Here is an 18,280-nt window from a genome sequence, read left to right on the forward strand (position 1 = left end):
ATGACAACAGCCCCCGTCGGCGCACCGAAGCGCCGTCACACCGGCCCCGGGTCGGCAAACCGGTCCGCCGATCGCCGGCGGCGCCCGATGACCGCCGGCCGCCGCGCCAACCGCGCAGGCCTCGCCTTCGTCTCCCCCACTTTCGTCGTGGTCCTCGTGGTGGTCATCCTGCCCATCCTGTGGACCGTGCTCCTCGCCTTCCAGCACGCCAAGCTGGTCGACATCCAGGGCATGGGCCTCCTCGGCAACTGGTCCCTGGACAACTTCACCCAGGTCTTCGACTCCGCCGGATTCTGGTCGAGCCTGGGCACCACCCTGCTGTACACCGCGGGCGCCACCCTGGGATCGGTCGTCCTCGGACTCATCGCCGCTCTGGCCCTGCGCAAGCCCTTCCGCGGCCGCGGACTGCTGCGCGCGGCGATGCTGCTGCCCTACGTCGCCCCCGTCGTCGCCGTGGCCTTCGTCTGGGAAGTCGCCCTGAGCCCCCAGTACGGCGTGGTCAACGACTGGGGCCACCGCCTGTTCGGCTGGGACAACCCCATCGCCTTCCTCTCCACCCGCGAATACCAAGTCGACCTGCTCGGTGCGCACTTCGGCATACCGCTGGCCCTGCTGACCGTGATCGCCTTCGAGTGCTGGCGCTACTTCCCCTTCGCCTTCCTGTTCATCCTCGCCCGACTGCAGGCGGTTCCCGCGGGCCTGGAGGAGGCCGCCACGGTGGACGGCGCCACTCTGACCCAGCGCTTCCGCCACATCCTGCTGCCCCAACTGATGCCCGTCATCGCCCTGCTGTGCGTCCTGCGGTTCATCATGACCTTCAACAAGTTCGACGACGTCTACCTGCTGACCGGGGGCGGAGCCGGCACGAACGTCGCCGCCGTCCGGGTCTACGACTTCCTCACCGCCCGCTACGACGTCGGGGCCGCCGCCGCCCAGGCCCTCGTCCTGGCCGCCTCCCTGATGATCCTGCTCGGCTTCTACTTCACGTTCTTCGGCAACAAGGTCCAGGAGGAATCGTGACCCGCAAGGCCACATTGACCAGGGCCCAGTTCGAGGACAGACTCTTCGGCGTCCTGCGCTGGTTCGTCATCGCCTTCCTCGCAGTGATCACCGTGGCGCCCTTCTACTACATGGTGCTGCTGTCGGTGAAACCCATCGACGCTCTCCTGCTCGACCCGGGTTCGCTGTGGGTCTCGGCGAAGGACTTCACCCTGTCCACCTACCGCGACGTACTGAAGTCCACCGACGACGGCGGCCAGGGATTTGTGAAGTTCCTGCTCAACTCCGCACTGGTCTCCATCGGTACGGTGATCCTCACCCTGCTGGCCGCCGTGCCCGGCGCCTACGCCGTCAGCCGCCTGAAGTTCTTCGGCCACCGCCAGGTCAGCGCGCTCTTCCTCGCCGTCTACCTGTTCCCGGCGACCCTGCTGGCCGTTCCGCTGTTCGTCATCTTCGCCAAGCTGGGCCTGTCCTCCAGCCTGGTCGGCCTCGCCATCGTCTACGCCGCCCAGACCGTGCCCGTGGCGATCTACATGCTGAAGAACTACCTCGTCACCATCCCCCCGTCCATCGAGGAGGCGGCAGCGATCGACGGAGCCGGCAGACTTCAGACGGTCCGCAAGGTCATCCTGCCCCTCGCCCTGCCGTCCCTCATGGCGACCGGTCTGTATGTGTTCATGATCGCCTGGAACGAGTTCCTCTTCGCTCTCCTCTTCCTGGCCGCCGACCCCGAGAAGTGGACCGTCTCACTCGGCCTGGCACAACTCTCGAACGGCGTCGAAGTGCCCAAGACCATCCTCATGGCCGGCTCGGTGGTGCTGACGATTCCCGTGGTACTTCTGTTCTTCGCCGCCGAACGCATGCTCACCGAGGGCCTGACCAGTGGCGCCGACAAGAGCTGAGCCATGGGGGAAGTCATGATGACGCCGAGTCAGGTCAGCGCGGGAGAACTGCTGCAGCTGATCCGCAGCGGCCGCGCCGACACCCGCGCCGAACTGCAGCGCGCCACCGGCCTGTCGCGCTCCACCATCGGAGCGCGGCTGGACCTCCTCAACCGCGCCGGATGGCTTCGGCACACCGCCGGTACCTCCACCGGCGGCCGCCCGTCCCACAAGATCGCCTTCGACCCGACGCACGCGTCGGTGATCGCCGTTGATCTCGAGACCCGTCATGCCCGCGCCGCGGTGCTGGATCTGGCGGGCACCATCCTCGCCGAGCACACGGGCCCCCTGCACATCACCGACGGCCCGGACGAGGTCCTGGACCGACTCGCCGCATGGTTCCCGGATCTGATCGGCGCCGCCGGCGTGGACGCCACCCATGTCTGCGGCATCGGGCTGTCGGTGCCCGGCCCCGTCGACTGGGAGACCGGGCGGATCATCGAGCCGCCCATCATGCCCGGCTGGGACCGCTACCCCGTCCGCGAACGTCTGCAGAAGGCCTTCGCCGAACATGTGGGCACCGGCATGGACGAGGAGCCGGTCCCCGTCTTCGTCGACAACGACGCCAACCTCATGGCGCTGGCCGAACACCAGGCGAACCACCGTGACAGCGCGGCCTTCGTCCTGGTCAAAGTGTCCACCGGTATCGGCGCCGGCGTCGTCGTCGGGGGCGATGTCTACCGCGGCATCGACGGCGGCGCAGGCGACATCGGCCACATCCGCCTGCACGACCGCCTCGACGCCCTGTGCATGTGCGGGTCCTACGGCTGCCTGGCCGCCGTGGCCAGCGGCCGGGCCCTGGCCCGCGAGCTGTCCGCACTCGGATTCGAGACGGCCTCCGGTTCCGACGTCAAACGCGCGCTCGCCGAAGGCCACCCCGATGCCGTCCGCCTCGCCCGGGAGGCGGGTCGCCGGGCGGGCGAGGTCCTGGTGACGGTTGTGACCCTGCTCAACCCGGGCGTGCTGATGCTGGCCGGAGACCTCTCGGGAGTGCCGTTCATGACCGGAGTCCGCGAACTGCTCTATCAACGCGCCATGCCCCGCACGACCGCCAACCTCCAGGTCGTCACCTCACGGCTGGGTGACCACGCCGGTGTCATCGGGGCCGCTTCCATGGTCGTGGAGTTCCTCTACTCCCCCGACCGCGCCGACGCCCGTCTCGACCGCCTCGCACTCTGACGTCGAGGCGCCGCACACTCAACAGGAACACCGTGACCGCAGAACCCGCTCCCTGGACACACCGCCCGGTCGAGGTCGGCCTCGTAGGCGCCGGCCCCTGGGCCCGTGCCATGCACGCCCGCATACTCGCCGCAGGACCGGAGACACGACTCGCCGCAGTCTGGGCCCGTCGTCCCGATGCGGCCCAGCAGACCGCCGCCCCGTACACGGCCCACGTCGCCGCCGACTTCGACGAACTCCTCGACCACTGCGAAGCCGTGGCCTTCGCCGTCCCGCCCGCCGTCCAGGGCGAACTGGCACCGCTGGCGGCCGAGCGAGGAAAGGCCCTGCTGCTGGAGAAGCCCCTCGGCCCCGACCTCCCCACGGCCCGGCGCGTAGCGGACGCCGTCGCCGAAGCCGGCGTGATCTCCCAACTCGTCCTCACCAAGCGCTATCACCCGACCACCCGCGCCTTCCTCGACGCCGCCCGCAGCCTCGACGTCTCCGGGGCACGCTCCGCCTACCTCCACGGCGCCTTCCTCGGAGGCGACCTCGCCACCGGCTGGCGCCTCGAACACGGCGCGCTGCTCGATCTGGGACCCCATCTGCTCGACCTCCTGGACGCCGCGATCGCCCCCATCACCGCCATACGCAGCACCGGCGACCCCAGGCGCTGGATCGAGCTCACCTGCGAACACGCCAACGGAGCCGTGAGCCAGGCCTCCCTCTCCGGTTCCGTCGACCTGCCGCGCGCCATCACCCGGATCGAACTCTTCGGCCCGAACCCGCCGATGGCCTACGACACCGCCGAAATCGACCACGAGGAGTGCTGGCCCATCCTGCGCCGCGACTTCGCCACGGCCGTACGCACCCACACACCGTCCGAACTCGACGCTCACCGCGGCCTGTACCTGCAAAACCTCATCGAACAGGCCACACAGCAGTGAACTGACCGCTCGGGGCGGCGGCGTCGGACGGGCTCGACACCGAGCGCGGCGTGCCGGACGCCGTCGCCCGTAGGATCAAGGGATCGACCAACGCCGCGCGTACGGGTCCGAGGAGGCTGTCACCGGTGGTGCTGCAGGTGCGAGGCATCGTGTTGCCGGAACGGGAAGAGCGGTCGTTCTGGATCGATGGGGACCGGCTGCGGACCGAGCCGGTTCCGGACGCGGATCTCGTCATCGAGGGCGGGTGGCTGCTACCCGGCCTGGTCGACGTGCACACACATCCGGGCACCGAGCTGCACGGCGCCCCGTTCAGCGATGAGATGCTTCGCCGGCACCTGACCGACCACCGCGACGCCGGTGTCCTGCTGGTCCGGACGCCCGGGTCCGCCGCGCGCATCCCGGATTGGGTCGACGAGGAGCCGCAGTTGCCCCGGGTCCGCTCGGCCGGACGCTGGCCGGCCACTCCCGGCCGCTTCTTTCCCGGCCTCGGGCGTGACGTGAGTGAAGAGGATCTGGTGCACGCCGCTGTCGAGGAAGCCAAGGCGTCCTCGGGCTGGTGCAAAGTCATCGCCGACTGGAGGCACGACGAGCCGGCACTGCCACGGGACATCCTCTCTGCCGTCGTGCAAGCCGTGCATGCGATCGGCGGCCGAGTAGCCGCCCACTGCCAGACCGCCGACGGCAGTCTCAACGCCGTCCAAGCAGGCGTTGACAGCCTGGAGCACGGCATGCACCTGGATCCCGGCCTGATCGATCGGATGGCTTCCCAAGGCACCGCGTTCGTCCCGACGCTCGGTGCCTTCGGCGCCGGAGCAGATCGACGGCGCGCCGAGGAGCCGAGCGCCCGTCGCGACTGGTGGCTGGCCGGATGGGAAGCCATGCTGCCCAACGTCCGAGCCGCACACGAAGCCGGCGTCACCGTCCTCGCGGGCACCGACACCTTTCCCTGCGGCACGGTCACGTCAGAGGTCGCATGGCTGGTCCGTGCCGGTCTTTCGGCCGAAGCGGCTCTGGGCGGGGCATCATGGTCGGCCAGGTCCTGGCTCGGCCTGCCGGGCCTGGTCGACGGAGGCCCCGCCGACCTCGTCGCCTATGACACGGACCCGACGCTCGACAGCTCGGTCCTGGCCCACCCGAGCCGCATCATCCTGCGGGGCCGAGTCATCGCCTGATGCTCGGCAACGTCTGCCTGCACTTCAGCCGATCCGGGTTCGTTGTGCGGCACTGCGGCTCCTGAGACGAGGAAGCGGGATGCCGCCCGGCGGTGGGCCGGTGACGCCAGGCATCTCGGCTGTGCCTTGCTGGGGCAGCAGCCGTCGACTACCGCCGTCGGAGCTGGTGTTCGGCTCTAGTGGGACGTGCCGACGCACGCCGGCCCGTCGGTACGGGCACCGGCGTCCCGCTGCCCGTCACCCTGGCCGGCGGCAGTCACAAGGAGGTCGACGGGTGGTTCCGCTCCTCCACACCGTGCCGCCGTCACAGGGCGAGCGTGGCCCGGGGCGTTATGCGCCCTCGTTCCGGTGCAGGAGGCGCGCGAGCCAGTCGGTGCGGGTTCGGCGGGCCGTCGCCGAGATGTGCGCCTGCGGGTAAAGCGCGTCGAATCCGTGGAAACCCCCTGCCCAGACATGGAGTTCGGCCTGGCCGCCGGCCGCCCAGATACGGGTGGCGTAGTCGGTGTCCTCGTCGCGGAAGACTTCCGCCGATCCGGTGTCGATGTAGGTGGTCGGCAGACCCGAGAGGTCGTCGGCCAGCGCGGGCGAGATGTACGAGGAGACCTCGTCGGGGCGGTCGCCGAGGACGGCATGCCATCCGAACTCGTTCATCTCACGGGTCCACACACCGGGCCCGCCGGAGTACTGGCGGCTGGACGTGCTGGTGTTGCGGTGGTCGAGCATGGGGCAGATGAGCATCTGCGCGGCGATCGCGGGGGTGCCGAGGTCGCGGGCCAGCAGAGTGGCACCGGCCGCAAGGCCGCCGCCCGCGCTGGCGCCTGCGACGACGATCCGGGCCGGGTCGATGCCCAGCTCGTCGGCGTGTTCGGCGATCCAGAGCAGCCCCTGGTAGCAGTCGTCGACGAGGGCGGTGCCGGTGGCTTCGGGTGCCAGCCGGTAGTCCACGGAGACCACGACCGCGCCGAATTCGTCGAGCCATTCCAACGGGATGTCGATCTGTGAGAAGCGGTCGCCCATGACCATTCCGCCGCCGTGCATCCAGTAGATGCAGGGTGCGCCGGCGGTGCGGTCGTCGGTGCCCGCGGGGCTGAAGACCGACATGCGGATCGGAACGCCGTCCGGGGCGGGAATCGTCACCTCACGCCGGTCGACCGACCGGTGCGCGAGCAGGGACTCGACGGGCGTCGAGGGGTACTGGCGCAGTTGCGCGAGCACTTCGGGACTGAGCCGGGTCATCTGCGGCATGTCGGCCAGCAGTTCACGCAGTTCGGGGTCCAGGGCGGGTCGTGCCACGGTCATGGTCGTAGGCCTTTCGCGAGGTGGTACCGGGTGGGTGGACGAGGAGCGGGCCGGCCGCGGCGGGAATGCAGCGGACAGGAACGACGGGGTCCTAGAGAGTGGCCTTGCCGCGAAGGGGCACGTAGTCGGTGTACTCGGGCTCCTTGGCCAGCAATGCGCCGATCTGCGCCACGATGGCCTGCGCCGCCTCGCCGGCGAAGATCCGGTGATGGTCCTCCTCGCTGGTCCAGCCCTCGGTGACGTGGACGACGTCGGGGTCGGACGCGGAGCGGGAGACCAGGTAGACGACGCAGAACGGGCTCGCGCCGGGGCTGCCTTCGTTCAGGCCGGTGAGCAGCAAGTCGACCAGCGCGTCTCCCATGGCGGGCTCGGCGGTCAGGGTGGCGTTGAACCCATAGTTGACGTTCATGGATGTCAACCTCTCGGTGAAGGAGTGAAGTGACTCCATTCAACCCATCTGACCTGGCCAAACGTTAGATCGTTGCTCGCTCGTACCTGCATAATCCTCTCGACTGCGGGAGCGGAGGGGTGGAGAGGTGCTGCAATGGACGTATGTACCTCGAAGAGTTCCGCACCCTGCTGGCCCGGCACGCGCGCCCCGACTGGACCACGGTCATCGACGGCGTTCTGATCTCGAAGGTCGACCGGCCGGATCCGCCGGCACCCTCCATGTCGGGCACGGTGCTCGCCGTCATCGCCCAGGGCGCCAAACGGCTCGCGCTGGGCGAGCGGGTCTACGAGTACGGCGCCGGGCAGTATCTGGTGGCATCCGTCGACCTGCCCGTCACGGGGCAGTTCGTCCAGGCCGGCCCCGGGCATCCGGCACTGGGCGTCGGCCTGGTGCTGGAACCGTCCGCCGTCGCAGAGTTGCTCCTGCAGGCCGGCCCCGGGGACATTCCCCACACCGGCGGAAGCGCGCCGTCGGGGATCGCCGTCAGCGACGCTCCGGCGGAACTGCTCGACGCGGTGGTCCGGCTGCTGCGCCTGCTCGACGAACCCCGCGACCGCGCCGTACTGGCTCCACTGATCAAACGCGAGATCCTGTGGCGCGTGATCACCGGTGAGCAGGGCGCGACGGTGCGCCAACTGGGCCTTGCCGACAGCGGGCTCAGCCATGTCTCCCGCGCCGTGCGCTGGATCCGCGAGCACTACGCGGAGGCCTTTCGGGTCGAGGACGTGGCGCGCCTGTCGGGCATGAGCGTCTCCGCCTTCTACCGCAACTTCCAGGCGGTGACCGCGATGAGCCCGATCCAGTTCCAGAAGCAGATCCGGCTCCAGGAGGCCCGACTGCTGCTCGCCACCCACCCGAGCGACGTCACCGGGGTCGGCCAGCGTGTGGGCTACGACAACCCCTCCCAGTTCAGCCGGGAGTACCGCCGCCAGTTCGGCGCACCCCCGAGCCGTGACGCGGCCCGCCTGCGGGACACCGTGCGCAGCCCTGCGGGCGCTCTGCCGTAGTCGGAGCCATTGAGCAGGATCGTGCAAGGGACAGCGAGGAAAGTTCTACTATCCGTCCAGGTCAGAGCGATTGAATGGGATTACTGGTTCTCCTCCACAGCAGGAAAGTGTCTGCCCGTGGATCCCGTCCCATCACAAAGGATCACAGCATGAAGACCGTTCTGATCACAGGCGCCTCCTCCGGATACGGGCGACGGACCGCGCTCCACTTCCACGAGCAGGGGTGGAATGTCATCGCGACGATGCGGACACCGCGCGAGGGCGTCCTGCCCGAGTCGGACCGGCTGCACATCGTCGAACTCGACGTCACCGAGCCCGATTCCATCACCACCGCGATCGACGCGGCGGGGTCCGTCGACGTCCTGGTGAACAACGCGGGCGTCCCCTCGATCGGCGTCTTCGAGGGCACCCCCATGGACCGGGTGCGGGAGGTTTTCGAGACCAACACGTTCGGCGTGATGGCTACGACGCAGGCGGTGCTTCCCCTGTTCCGTGAGCGCGGCTCCGGCGTGGTGGTCAACGTGACCTCCAGCGTGGTGCTGGGCCACATGCCGCTCTCGGCGGTCTACAAGGCGAGCAAGATGGCCGTCGAGGGATTCACCGCGTCTCTGGCTCTCGAGCTCGCGCCCTTCGGCGTGCAGGCGAAGACGGTCGAGCCGGGCGCCTGCCTGACGACGAACTTCGCCGTCAGGGCGACGAACGGCGCCTCGCTGGACGAGCTGGTCCCCGCGCCCTACGTACCGTGGGCGGAGAAGGCCATGGCCGATTTCACGCGCCAGGAACTGTTCACCGAGGAGAGCGACGTCGCCGAGACGGTGTGGCGAGCCGTGCACGACACCACCGGCCAGCTGCGGTTCCCGGCCGGCCCGGACGCGGTCCAGCTCGCCCAGGCGAAGTGATCCACGGCGCTTCAGTGGCATTCGGCAGACATGCCGTACTCACGCCGACCGACCCGATCCGGTACGACGCCCGCAGGGCATGGTCGCTCCGACCGTGCCCTGCCCGGCGCGCCTCAGGTGTGCGGCCTCACGCGCATCCGGGGGTGAGCGGCCACCTTACGAGCGCTGTTTGCGACCCCCTTGAGGTAACCGTTACGGTTACTACTGGAACGGAGGTGAGGGGCGACGTGAGCGCCAACAGCAAGTTGACCATCGCAGCCCATGCCCTGACCTGGATCGGGCTGTACCAGCGACGCGGGAAGCGTACGACCGCGCGACCTCCATCAACCTCAAGGGCACCGTCTTCACCGTCCAGAAGGCTCTCCCGCTGCTGTCCCCCGGCGCCGGCGTGATCCTGCTCTCCTCCAGCGCGGCGCTGCGGAACGTCCCGGGCCTGGGCGTCTACGCCGCCGCCAAGGCCGCGATCCGCAGCCTCGCCCGCATCTGGGCCGCTGAACTCGCCGACCGCGGTATCCGGGTCAACGCCCTCACCCCGGGTCCTGTCGCCACCCCCGGCGGAGACGACCTGCGGGCCGCGTTCCCACAGAGCGGCCACACCGGCGCGCCCACCCCCCTCGGTCGTCCAGGCCGTCCCGACGAGGTCGCCGCCACTGCTCTCTATCTGGCCGGAAGCCAGAGTTCCTTCACCACCGACGCGGAACTGCTCGTCGACGGCGGTGCCACCCAGCTCTGACGTCCTCGTCATCGCGACGAAGGGCGATATCCCCATGCCGCGCCGTCGTGGCCGAGGTCATGGGCCGGACGGTCCATGACCTCGGCCAAGCACCTCCACTTCGTGTGCGGACTCCGAGCCGGAGACCGGATGCGGCGCCCACCGTGCTGCGCGATCGACGGTGGCACCGTCCTCTGCCGGCTTTCCCTCGCCTGCACGGAATCGGCGAGCCGTCAGGTGCGTGCTTCCGCGGTCGTCCGGCGGTGATCATCGGCGATCTGCACTGCCTGGGCGGCCGCCACGACGCCGCTGTCGAGACCACAGGTGCAGCGCACCACCGCCACGCCTGTCGCCTCACGCTCGACCCATCCACCGGGCTGCGCTGCCGCCCGGGTGATGTCGTGCACGACGGTCTCGTGTTCCACCATGCGCGCATCCTCCTGTCACGGGCTCGGTCCGCCCGCACCGGCCGCGGTTACGAGATGACCGCGCCGGGGGCGATCCGACTCGTCGTCTCACCGAGGTCGTGCACGCCGTCGTGGACCATGCCGTACACCTCCACGTCACCGCCCATGTTGTACAGGCCGCCGGTCACCATTCCGTGGATGCGGGCCGTGGCGCCCTCCTCGACAGTGACGCGTCCGGCCACGCCGTGCAGATCCAGGTGCCCACCGCTCACGACCCTGATGCCCTTGGGAGCCATACCGCTCAGCTTGTGGTGCTCGCCCACCGTCACGAGCAGGTGGTGCACACCGTTCGTTTCGACCATGGCCAAAGACTACGGACGGTCTCCGCCGGACAGCGGTCGACGCGACGGCGTTGCACCGGACTCTCTCACTGCCGGACGACGAGTCGGGCCGGGCGGAGGACCGGTCCGCCCGGCTCGGGACCGATCCCTGGCGTTGTGCCCTGACGACGAGTGCGCAGCAGCAGGTAGAGGAAGTAAGGAGTACCGATGACGGCCGTCATGAGACCCGCGCCGAGTTGTGCCGGTGCGATCACGGTCCGGCCCATGACGTCGGCCACGCATACGAGGGAGGCACCCAGCAGCACCGCCACGGGGACGACGCGTATGTGCCGGCGGCCGACCAGGGCGCGTGCCGCGTGCGGGGCGATGAGCCCGACGAAGCCGATCGTGCCTGCTGCGGCCACGGCCGTCGCGCCGAGCAGCACGGCGACCGACAGGAATCCGAGACGCGCCGAGGCCGGCCGAAGGCCGAGCAGTCCCGGCGTGTCCTCGTCGAGGGACACCAGGTCGAGTTCGGTGCGGCGGGCCAGGGCGACCACGATGCCGAGGACGAGGGCACCGCTCACGGGCAGGGCGTCGGGCAGTTCCCGTCCGTAGGTGGACCCGGACAGCCACGTCAGCGCCTTCGTCGCGTTGAACGGATCGGTGAGCACGATGAACAGGCTGATCAGCGCGGTGGTCGCGGCGGACACGCCGACGCCCACGAGGACCAGTCGATTGCTGCCGAACCCGCCGCGCGCGGCGAGTCCGAACACGACGACCGACGCGACGGCCGCGCCCGCGAAGGCGGCGCCGGCGATACCCCACGTGGCGGCGGCCGGAACCGTCGTCACGAGCAGAACCGCGCCCAGCGCCGCACCGCCCGAGACCCCGAGGATGCCGGGTTCTGCGAGAGGGTTGCGGGTGACGGCCTGGACCAGCGTGCCGGACAACGCCAACGCGGCACCGGCGAGAAGCGCCGTCAGCACCCGTGGCACACGGGTGTCGAGCACGAAGGAGACGGACTGCCCGGCCGTCCCTTGCGCCCAGTGGAACACGTCCCCGAGCAGCAGCTTCGTGTCGCCCAGCAGGACCCCGGCGATGGTCACCCCGACCAGGGCGGCGGTCAGCGTCGCAGCCGTGACCAGGAACATCGCCCTGCTCGGGATGCGCATCCGCTCCGGTGAACGCGCGGTGGCCGAGTCGCGGACCCGCAGCGCCAGACCTATCAGGAACAGCGCGCCGACAAGGCTGGTGACGACGCCCGTGGGCACGGCGACGGCTTGGTCGGAGGAGACCAGCGCACGCAGTGCGTCGTCCGAACCGAGCACGAGGCACGCACCGGCGAGCCCCGCGACCGGCAGGCTTGCCCGCATCCGGGTGAATGACCGCAGCCTCCGGGCGAGGAGCCGGACCATGGCGGGCGCGCACAGGCCGACGTAGCCGATCGGCCCGGCGAGGGTCACCGCCGCGGCGGACAGCAGCGCGCCGAGCACCACCACGGCGACCCTGGTCCGGCGGACCGGGACGCCCAGTCCGCGGGCCGCCTCGTCGCCGAGCGCGAGGGCGTCCACTCTGCGGCCCACCAGCAGCAGCCCGATGACGCCCACCAGGACGACGGGCGCCATCTGCACGACACCGCCGAATCCGTTCTGGCTGATGCTGCCCTGGTTCCACTGGTAGAGGCCGTTGGTCTCCTCGGGGAAGAGCAGCAGCAGACCCTCGGTGACGGAGGACAGGCCGAGCATCAGGGCGCTGCCGGCCAGCACCAGCCGCACGGTGCCGGTGCCCACCCCGGACAGGGACAGAGCGGTCGCTGCGGCGCCGAGTCCGCCGAGGAAGGCCACTCCGGAGGAGGCGAGCAGCGGCAGCGAGGTACCGGTGACGGTGATCACTCCGAGTGCCAGGTAGGAACCTGCGTTCACAGCGAGGGTGTCGGGGGCCGCGAGCACGTTGCGGCTGACGGCTTGAAGTGATGCGCCGGCCATGCCGAGCGCCCCGCCGACCAGCAGCCCCGCCGTCATTCGGGGCAGGCGCGAGGCGATGACGACGGACGCGTCACCGGCGTCGGCCCGGCCGGTGAGGGCTTTCCACACCTCGGAGGGCCCGACAGCCGCCGTGCCCTGGGTGATGTCGAGGACCGCGAGGACCGCGACCAGGAGCACGAGCGAGGCCGTCACCGCGGCCGCGCCCGTTCTCGAGGAGGTGGTCGGTGTCCCGGCCCCGGTGGCAGGAGCTGTTGTGGTGACGGCCATGGCGTTACTTCGTCAGCGCGTCGACGACGGCGTCCACGTACGCCTGCATCGACTTCGGGCCGCCGAACATCCAGATGCCGTCGGGCAGTCTGTGTACCTTGTCCTTCTTGACGAACGGCAGCGACTTCCAGACCGCGTTCTTCGAGAGGTCCTTGGCGAAGACGTCGGTGTCGCTGTTGTTGCCGATGTAGGCGAACTGCACATCACCGAGGCCCGTGAGTCCCTCGACGTCGGTGGAGCCCAGGCCGTACGCCTCGTCACCCTTGACCTTCCAGGCGTTCTTGAGGCCTATCTCCTCGTTGACCGCGCCTACCAGCGATCCGCTGGTGTACGGGCGGATGGAGACCTGGTTGGAGGCGACGTAGCCGTCGCCGAAGGCGATCTGCGACCCGGCGAGTCCGGCGTCGGTCAGCTTCTTCTTCCCCTCGGCGACCGTGGTGTCGAAGGCCTTCTTCACCTCGGTGGCCCTGCCGGCGGTACCGGTCGCCCTGGCGATCAGGTCGAGGTTCTCCTCCATCTGCCCGATCTGGTCGGACGACTTTGCGGAGCGCACCTCGAAGACCGGAGCGATCTTGCGCAACTGCTTGACCGCGGAGGCCGACAGGTCGGTGGTGGCGACGATCAGATCGGGGGACAGCGAGGCGATGGTGTCCATGCTCGGCTCGCCGCGTGTGCCGATGTCCTTCGGGGCGTTCTTCAGCGGCGCGGCGGTGTCCCACGCCGTATAGCCCTTGACGTCGGCCACGCCGACCGGGTCCACGCCCAGCGTGACCAGGCTCTCGACGACGTTCCATTCGGTGCCGACGACCTTCTCGGCGGGACCGTCGAGCTTCACCTCGGCGCCGCTTGCGTCGGTGAGGCTGATGCTCTGCGCGCTCGGCTTCGCCTCGGCGTCGGTGGATTCGGTCGAGCCGCAGGCCGTCAGGGCCAAGGCCGCGGCGGAGCAGGTGGCGACTGCGATCAGGTGGCGTCTCATGACGTGGTGCTGAACCTTTCGGATCGTGCATGGTGGCGGCCGACTGCGCGTGTGCGCGGGCGGCCGGTCAGGGGGTCGGTGTCGACATCGACGCGGATGCCGTAGGCGGTGGTCAGTCGATCGCCGGTCAGCACGTCCTCGGGCGTCCCGTCCGCGACGATCCTGCCCGCGTACAGCAGGGCGATCCGGTCCGCGACGGCGGCCGCCTGATCGAGGTCGTGCAGTACGACCCCGACCGCGATGCCGTGCTGGTCCGCCAAGTCTCGGATGAGATCGAGGAGTTCGACCTGGTAGCGGAGATCGAGGTATGTGGTGGGTTCGTCCAGGAGCAGGACTCCGGTCTCCTGCGCGAGGCAGCTCGCGAGCCATACGCGCTGCAACTGTCCGCCGGAGAGGTGCTCGACGTCCCGTCCGGCGAGCTCCTCCATGCCGGTCATGGCGAGGGACTTCCGCACGGCTCGGGCCCCGTCGGGATCGAGTCGTGACCAGCGTCCGCGGTAGGGGTACCGGCCGAACTCCACGACGTCCCGCACCGTCAGACCACCGGGCGTGGGGCGCCCCTGGGGCAACAGCGCAACGCGCCGGGAGAACTCACGGGCTGTCAGGGCCAGCGCATCGGTGATCTCGGCGCCCTCCCCGCTCCCCCTGCCGAGGGTGATGGTCGCGGAGCGAGGGCGCAGCAGGCGCGCCAAGGTACGCAGCAGGGTCGACTTACCACTGCCGTTCGGGCCCACGAGGGCGGTCACCTGGCCGGGCCGGAGTGTGACGGCTGCGCCGTGCACGACGTCCGTGCCGTTGTACGACACGGTCACGTCCCGGGCGGTCAGCTCATGACCTCGGGAACGGCGGGCCTTGGGCGCTTCTTCAGCGGAACTCACGAGGTTAGGTTAGCCTAACCTTACTCACTTTCAAGCCAGCGAGTCGGACGTAAGTAAAGTTAGGCTAACCTTCCTTCATGGCCAAGATCCATCCGCTCACGCCGCAGAACCCGCGAATGTTCCGCGCCCAGGTGGTCCGCACCGCGCGCGTGTCCCCGTCGATGCACCGCCTGACGGCCACCGGCCCGGAACTCGCGGAGTTCCCCTGGCTGGGCTACGACCACTGGTTCCGCCTCTTTCTGCAACTGCCCCACCAAAGCAGCCTGCGGCTGCCGGAGTTCAGCGGTACCCGATGGTGGCAGCCGTACCTGGCCATTCCCGACGAGGAGCGACCCCACTGCGCGAACTACACGGTGGCCGATTTCCGTCCCGAAGCGTCGGAGATGGACATCGACTTCGTCGTCCACCGCGGCCCCACCGGCGAGGTCGAGGGCCGGGCCGCCGTCTGGGCCTGCAACGCCCGCCCCGGCGACTCACTCGCGGTACTGGACCAGGGCGTCCTCTACGACTGCCCTGAGGACGCCTCCGAGATCCTCGTCGTCGCCGACGAGACAGGTCTTCCCGCTACGGCGGGGATCGTGCGCTCCATGCCACGGGAGACAACCGGCCGGGTCATCCAGGAGGTACCCACCGCGGCCGACATCCGTGATCTCGACGCACCACAGGGCCTGGACGTCACATGGGTCGTCCGCGAGGACAGCGGCGAGGTGCCAGGCACCGCCGCACTGGCCGAACTGCTGCGGCACACCGAGGCCGACCCGAGGGGTTACGCCTTCGTCGTCGGCGAGTCCACCCTTGCCACCGAGGGGCGTCGGCACCTGCACGCGGCGGGTCTGCCCAAGAGCCGCATCACGTTTTCCGGCTTCTGGAAGCACGGACCGGCGCAGCCCGCCGCCTGAACACACTGCGCACCGCGGCGACCTGGGCACGCGCACGGCCACCTCGGCGATGGTGCCGCTCTCAGTCGCGGCGGGATGTCACGGGTGTGGTGCCGGTGAGTGCGGCGTCCCAGCTGATGAGCAAGCGGAGATTCTCGTCGGAGGGTGAACCGACGTCGGCCGTGTACGTGGAGAGGAACTGGCCGTCGGAGCCACTGATGTCGAGTGTCTCGTAGTTGAGGGTCATCTCCCCGACGGTTTCGTGGAAAATGCGCTTCTTGCCGTGGCCGTGCTTGAAGAGCCTGTAGTCGGCCCAGTAGCGGGCGAAGTCCTGAGACGCGACGGCGAGCTCGCCTACGAGCTCTTCAAGGGCCTCGTCGGGCAGTCGCGCGTGGCGGGCCGCGCGGAGGGCGGCGACGGTGGACGTGGCGACTTCCTCCCAGTCCGGATAGCGTTTCGCGGCACCGACGGTCGCGCTCTACAACGCGACCAAGTTCGCCGTCACCGGCGCGACCGAGGCGTGGCGTCAGGAGTACACCACCCGCAATCTGCGGTTCTCGGTGATCGAGCCGGGCCGCACCGAGAGTGAGCTGTTCGACCAGAAGGACAACTCCGGCAGAGACTTCACCGCGGCATTCGGGCAGGTCGAGGCTCTGCACGCGCAAGACGTGGCCGACGCGATCGGCTATGTCGTCACCAGCCCCCGCCGTGTGGCGATCAATGAAATCGTCATCCGGCCGACCGACCAGCCATGACGTCGTCGGCCGGAGTCCGGATGAGCGCTGACGGCTGCGTGTGCCTGCATGGCGAAGAGGCGTAGCCCGGTCGGGCGGCGAAAACAACGCCCGACATGGCGGTCCGTCGGGCCGCGGAGCGTGACCGGGACTCTGCTTGTCGGCCCACGGTCGTCGCCCTCTGCCGGCGTTGAGGGGCGCTCAAGGTGAGCGCCCCTCAACGGGTGTTGTCAGACGGCATATCCACCGTCGACGTCCCAGTTGACGCCGGTGATGCAGTGGGCTTCAGGGCCGGCGAGGCAGGCGACCGCACTGGCGATGTCCGCGGGCTGGGCGTAACGGCCAAGGGCCATGAGCTGCTTCATGGACTCGGCGAACGGTGTGGAGTCCGGGTTCATGTCGGTCTCCACAGGGCCGGGCTGGATGTTGTTCACGGTGATGCCGCGTGGACCGAGTTCACGGGCCAGACCCGCGTCAGTCCGGCGACGGCCGCCTTGGTCAGGACATAAACGCCGGCACCGGGCATGGGGACGCGGTCGGCGTTGATCCTGCCGATGGTGATGATCCGGCCGCCCCGCCCGAGGTGGGGGATGCCGAGCGGTCGACGCGGTGACGTCAAGGCCGCGCCCGGTGAGCGACCGGTCGATGTAGTCGCACAGCGGCTCGCGGCCCCCGTTCAACAGCCGGTCGGCCGACCCACCGTGGCCCAGCCGTACATGCCGAGCGCCGTGCCGGAGATCACTGCGCCTTCGACGAAGATCACCATCCATCGCCGGGGTGCCGGCACCCCCCACGCGGCGATGACCACGGTCTGCAATATCCTCTGGAGCCATGCCGAAGCAAACCCACAGGTACGCCGTCAGCGGCCTGCCGCCCGTCGGGCACGGCACAAAGGCACCATGGCTCGATGCCCGTTCGCCGCTCGGCCGTGGCAGGGCGTGCGGTGCGGCCGACGCCCCGCACATCGTGTTCCCGACGGGTCCCGAGCCGCTGACGACCGCCCATCCGGGCGGCACGCCGGCGGACGTCCGCGAGCAGTCCACGTGACGCCGGCCGTCACCCTGGCCGTACTGCTCGCCGCCGTCACCCATGCCAGCTGGAACGCGATCGCCCACCGCATCACCGACAAGCTGGTCGGCTTCACACTGATCGCGGGCGGCGGGATGCTCATCGGGCTGGCGATGGCCGTGTTCGCGCCGTTCCCCGCGCCGGCCGCCTGGCCCTATCTCATCACCTCCGCCGTCATCCACATCGCGTACTACGCGCTGCTGATGCGATCCTTCCGGCTGGGCGACTTCGGTCAGGCCTACCCGATCGCGCGCGGGACCGCTCCCCTGGTGGTCACGGTGCTGGCGGCGGTGTTCGCCCACGAGGTGCCCGACGGCTGGGCGGCGGCGGGCATCGCCGTGTCGTGCGCCGGACTGACCGGGGTGGCCCTGTGGGGGTTGCGCGGACGCCGGCCCAACTGGGCGGCCATCGGCGCCGCGCTGGCCACAGGGCTGACCATCGCTGCGTACACCTTGGTGGACGGCCTGGGCGTACGCGCCTCGGGCTCCTCGCTCGGGTACATCGCATGGCTCATGGCGGTACAGGGCGTCGTGATCCCCTTGTACGCGGCATACCGGTGGCGAGGTCAACTCCTGCCCACTCTGCGGCCGTTCGCGATGCTCGGGCTGCTCGGCTCGGCCTTGTCCGTGGCGGCGTACGCCCTGGTCCTGTGGGCGCAGACCCGGGCGGAACTGGCTCCCATCGCCGCTCTGCGGGAGTCCTCGATCATCGTCGGCGCGGCGATCGGCGCGGTCTTCTTCAAGGAGCGGTTCGGCGCGCCGCGGATCGCGGCGGCCGGGCTGCTGGTGGTCGGGATCGGGCTGATGCTCCACGCCGGCTGACCGGCCTTGCCCAAGTGCCCGGTCTCGAGGCCCGAGGGGGCGCGGTGGCCCGCATGGTCGGGGTACGGATTGCGACATCCAAACGCGCCAGGGCCGCATCCGGAAGCCGGGTGCGGCCGCCTTCCTGTACGGGCGGACACTCTCCCGCGCCGGCCGTGCCGCCCCGGCGCACATCGGCCCGACGCAGGCGACCGTCACCGGCAGGCGCGGCAGGTCGTGCGCCTCCCCGACCCGGAGCACGGAGAGGAGCACGGCAACACGCTCGACCGGAGCGAAGTCGATCGTCCAGGCGGCGATGATCGTCATCGTCCGGACCCGGGCAAGCTGCTCGGCCTCCGGCCGGACCGCGCCGCCGGTC

The 18,280-nt window shown here is 69.8% G+C and carries 20 protein-coding genes and 4 pseudogenes; 13 read left to right on the forward strand and 11 right to left on the reverse strand.

The window, feature by feature from the left end:
• The 5 genes from ACSHXN_RS03630 to ACSHXN_RS03650 all read left to right on the forward strand — a co-directional run bounded on the left by ACSHXN_RS03630 (nucleotide 1) and on the right by ACSHXN_RS03650 (nucleotide 5,217).
• Nucleotides 1-1,020, forward strand: a complete 1,020-nt coding sequence (locus ACSHXN_RS03630; protein ID WP_355136319.1) for a carbohydrate ABC transporter permease — start codon at nucleotides 1-3, stop codon at nucleotides 1,018-1,020.
• Nucleotides 1,021-1,034: 14 nt separating this feature from the next.
• On the forward strand, nucleotides 1,035-1,901 hold the full coding sequence (locus ACSHXN_RS03635; protein WP_438306421.1) for a carbohydrate ABC transporter permease: 867 nt from the start codon (nucleotides 1,035-1,037) through the stop codon (nucleotides 1,899-1,901).
• A 3-nt stretch (nucleotides 1,902-1,904) separates the two neighbouring features.
• A complete protein-coding gene (locus ACSHXN_RS03640) occupies nucleotides 1,905-3,119 on the forward strand; it encodes an ROK family transcriptional regulator (RefSeq protein ID WP_355136315.1) in 1,215 nt (404 codons plus the stop codon).
• A 32-nt stretch (nucleotides 3,120-3,151) separates the two neighbouring features.
• A complete protein-coding gene (locus ACSHXN_RS03645) occupies nucleotides 3,152-4,045 on the forward strand; it encodes a Gfo/Idh/MocA family protein (protein WP_356113227.1) in 894 nt (297 codons plus the stop codon).
• A gap of 125 nt (nucleotides 4,046-4,170) precedes the next feature.
• A complete protein-coding gene (locus ACSHXN_RS03650) occupies nucleotides 4,171-5,217 on the forward strand; it encodes an amidohydrolase family protein (RefSeq protein WP_438302630.1) in 1,047 nt (348 codons plus the stop codon).
• A 330-nt stretch (nucleotides 5,218-5,547) separates the two neighbouring features.
• Here the strand turns inward: ACSHXN_RS03650 and ACSHXN_RS03655 are convergent, their stop codons facing one another.
• Together ACSHXN_RS03655 and ACSHXN_RS03660 are read right to left on the reverse strand one after the other, a co-directional pair.
• Nucleotides 5,548-6,516, reverse strand: coding sequence for an alpha/beta hydrolase (locus ACSHXN_RS03655; RefSeq protein ID WP_355136309.1), 969 nt, complete (start codon nucleotides 6,514-6,516; stop codon nucleotides 5,548-5,550).
• 91 nt (nucleotides 6,517-6,607) lie between these two features.
• On the reverse strand, nucleotides 6,608-6,925 hold the full coding sequence (locus ACSHXN_RS03660; protein ID WP_355136307.1) for a putative quinol monooxygenase: 318 nt from the start codon (nucleotides 6,923-6,925) through the stop codon (nucleotides 6,608-6,610).
• Between the two features lie 143 nt (nucleotides 6,926-7,068).
• Here ACSHXN_RS03660 and ACSHXN_RS03665 point away from each other — a divergent pair, with 143 nt between their 5' ends.
• The 4 genes and pseudogenes from ACSHXN_RS03665 to ACSHXN_RS03680 all read left to right on the forward strand — a co-directional run.
• Nucleotides 7,069-7,974: an AraC family transcriptional regulator gene (locus ACSHXN_RS03665; protein ID WP_355136305.1), complete on the forward strand. Its 906-nt coding sequence runs from the start codon at nucleotides 7,069-7,071 to the stop codon at nucleotides 7,972-7,974.
• Between the two features lie 149 nt (nucleotides 7,975-8,123).
• Entirely contained in the window at nucleotides 8,124-8,873 is a 750-nt protein-coding gene (locus ACSHXN_RS03670; RefSeq protein WP_355136303.1) for an SDR family oxidoreductase, read from the forward strand.
• A gap of 227 nt (nucleotides 8,874-9,100) precedes the next feature.
• A pseudogene (locus ACSHXN_RS03675) lies at nucleotides 9,101-9,176 on the forward strand (Rrf2 family transcriptional regulator); the annotation flags it as partial.
• Nucleotides 9,166-9,606: pseudogene (locus tag ACSHXN_RS03680) on the forward strand (SDR family oxidoreductase); the annotation flags it as partial. The pseudogenes ACSHXN_RS03675 and ACSHXN_RS03680, both read left to right, overlap by 11 nt.
• Before the next feature lie 212 nt (nucleotides 9,607-9,818).
• Here ACSHXN_RS03680 and ACSHXN_RS03685 read toward each other — a convergent pair.
• The 5 genes from ACSHXN_RS03685 to ACSHXN_RS03705 all read right to left on the reverse strand — a co-directional run bounded on the left by ACSHXN_RS03685 (nucleotide 9,819) and on the right by ACSHXN_RS03705 (nucleotide 14,421).
• Complete coding sequence (locus ACSHXN_RS03685; RefSeq protein ID WP_355136301.1) at nucleotides 9,819-10,013, reverse strand: hypothetical protein; 195 nt, start codon at nucleotides 10,011-10,013, stop codon at nucleotides 9,819-9,821.
• A gap of 47 nt (nucleotides 10,014-10,060) precedes the next feature.
• A complete protein-coding gene (locus tag ACSHXN_RS03690) occupies nucleotides 10,061-10,354 on the reverse strand; it encodes a hypothetical protein (protein WP_355136299.1) in 294 nt (97 codons plus the stop codon).
• A 65-nt stretch (nucleotides 10,355-10,419) separates the two neighbouring features.
• Complete coding sequence (locus tag ACSHXN_RS03695; RefSeq protein ID WP_438302631.1) at nucleotides 10,420-12,567, reverse strand: iron ABC transporter permease; 2,148 nt, start codon at nucleotides 12,565-12,567, stop codon at nucleotides 10,420-10,422.
• A 4-nt stretch (nucleotides 12,568-12,571) separates the two neighbouring features.
• The gene (locus tag ACSHXN_RS03700) at nucleotides 12,572-13,543 is read right to left on the reverse strand and encodes an ABC transporter substrate-binding protein (protein ID WP_438302632.1); all 972 of its coding nucleotides are present in this window, start codon (nucleotides 13,541-13,543) and stop codon (nucleotides 12,572-12,574) included.
• On the reverse strand, nucleotides 13,540-14,421 hold the full coding sequence (locus ACSHXN_RS03705) for an ABC transporter ATP-binding protein (RefSeq protein ID WP_438302633.1): 882 nt from the start codon (nucleotides 14,419-14,421) through the stop codon (nucleotides 13,540-13,542). Before ACSHXN_RS03705 ends, ACSHXN_RS03700 begins: the two co-directional genes overlap by 4 nt.
• A gap of 77 nt (nucleotides 14,422-14,498) precedes the next feature.
• On the opposite strand from ACSHXN_RS03705, the gene ACSHXN_RS03710 reads away from it, so the two are divergent.
• Nucleotides 14,499-15,320, forward strand: a complete 822-nt coding sequence (locus tag ACSHXN_RS03710; RefSeq protein ID WP_355136291.1) for a siderophore-interacting protein — start codon at nucleotides 14,499-14,501, stop codon at nucleotides 15,318-15,320.
• Between the two features lie 61 nt (nucleotides 15,321-15,381).
• Here ACSHXN_RS03710 and ACSHXN_RS03715 read toward each other — a convergent pair.
• Nucleotides 15,382-15,705, reverse strand: a pseudogene (locus tag ACSHXN_RS03715) (MmyB family transcriptional regulator); the annotation flags it as partial.
• Nucleotides 15,706-15,772: 67 nt separating this feature from the next.
• Between ACSHXN_RS03715 and ACSHXN_RS03720 the strand changes: the two are divergent.
• Nucleotides 15,773-16,054 (forward strand): annotated as a pseudogene (locus ACSHXN_RS03720) (SDR family NAD(P)-dependent oxidoreductase); the annotation flags it as partial.
• 209 nt (nucleotides 16,055-16,263) lie between these two features.
• Here the strand turns inward: ACSHXN_RS03720 and ACSHXN_RS03725 are convergent.
• Genes ACSHXN_RS03725 through ACSHXN_RS03735 form a run of 3 tightly spaced genes read right to left on the reverse strand, consistent with a single transcriptional unit; the run spans nucleotide 16,264 to nucleotide 16,841 of the window.
• Nucleotides 16,264-16,467: an SDR family oxidoreductase gene (locus tag ACSHXN_RS03725; protein WP_356294791.1), complete on the reverse strand. Its 204-nt coding sequence runs from the start codon at nucleotides 16,465-16,467 to the stop codon at nucleotides 16,264-16,266.
• Entirely contained in the window at nucleotides 16,464-16,652 is a 189-nt protein-coding gene (locus tag ACSHXN_RS03730) for a hypothetical protein (RefSeq protein ID WP_355136287.1), read from the reverse strand. Before ACSHXN_RS03730 ends, ACSHXN_RS03725 begins: the two co-directional genes overlap by 4 nt.
• Nucleotides 16,653-16,709: 57 nt before the next feature.
• Nucleotides 16,710-16,841 (reverse strand): hypothetical protein, encoded by a 132-nt coding sequence (locus ACSHXN_RS03735; RefSeq protein ID WP_356294794.1) that lies wholly within the window; start codon nucleotides 16,839-16,841, stop codon nucleotides 16,710-16,712.
• A gap of 23 nt (nucleotides 16,842-16,864) precedes the next feature.
• On the opposite strand from ACSHXN_RS03735, the gene ACSHXN_RS03740 reads away from it, so the two are divergent.
• Both ACSHXN_RS03740 and ACSHXN_RS03745 read left to right on the forward strand, forming a co-directional pair.
• Nucleotides 16,865-17,080: a hypothetical protein gene (locus tag ACSHXN_RS03740; protein ID WP_355136283.1), complete on the forward strand. Its 216-nt coding sequence runs from the start codon at nucleotides 16,865-16,867 to the stop codon at nucleotides 17,078-17,080.
• Entirely contained in the window at nucleotides 17,077-17,922 is an 846-nt protein-coding gene (locus ACSHXN_RS03745) for a DMT family transporter (RefSeq protein WP_355136281.1), read from the forward strand. The genes ACSHXN_RS03740 and ACSHXN_RS03745 overlap by 4 nt, the downstream gene beginning before the upstream one ends.
• The last annotated feature ends 358 nt before the right edge of the window (nucleotides 17,923-18,280 follow it).

This window comes from Streptomyces sp. HUAS TT11 (assembly GCF_051553595.1).
Lineage (GTDB): Bacteria > Actinomycetota > Actinomycetes > Streptomycetales > Streptomycetaceae > Streptomyces.